The sequence below is a fragment of the Paraburkholderia sp. JHI2823 genome, from assembly GCF_038900695.1.
Taxonomy (GTDB): domain Bacteria; phylum Pseudomonadota; class Gammaproteobacteria; order Burkholderiales; family Burkholderiaceae; genus Paraburkholderia; species Paraburkholderia mimosarum.
This window is the reverse complement of sequence record NZ_JAYMRY010000211.1, coordinates 1-511: the sequence shown is the minus strand read 5'-3', so window position 1 is coordinate 511 and position 511 is coordinate 1. Positions and strand designations below refer to the sequence as shown.

The window sequence follows — 511 nt, the reverse complement described above, 5'->3', positions numbered from 1 at the left end:
AGTCAGACTTCATCTTCTTCCTCTTGTTCACAAAACTCGCGTTCTGTACATCAATGGCGATCTCCTGATTCTTTGATTTTTTGACAAAACTCATAACATGAAACTTGTAGAGCATCAAACAACGATTTCAACCATATAAAAAACTTAATCTAACTCTCAAAGACCAGAGAGAATTTCTATGGCCCTAATTCTTAACCTAGTTTTTTCAGAAAGTTCATGGATGAAATTCTCCTAGCACGATTAATGTAAATGAAAACTAAGCATATGTATGGCTTCAGGACTATGAGTACTACATTTTTTATTCACAAACCTAAGCTTAATGATTCCTAAATAGAGAGATAGAAAGTTGGAAAATACCTGCTTCAGTTGAACATGAGTATGGCAATGTAGAGATTTTCAGTGAGGCTTGAGATGCTTGTGAGCTTGTCTGAACTTCCTCTAACCTTCCCCAATGCTTAGTTGGCTTTGTACTTGCTTGAATAAGCTTGTAGAAGTCAACCTGCACAAACAG

The 511-nt window shown here is 36.2% G+C and carries 1 protein-coding gene; it reads right to left on the bottom strand.

Going from position 1 to position 511, the window contains the following annotated elements:
- Positions 1–316: 316 nt before the first annotated feature.
- The coding region (locus tag VSR34_RS38340) for a hypothetical protein (RefSeq protein WP_342965225.1) at positions 317–511 on the bottom strand (195 nt) is incomplete at its 5' end.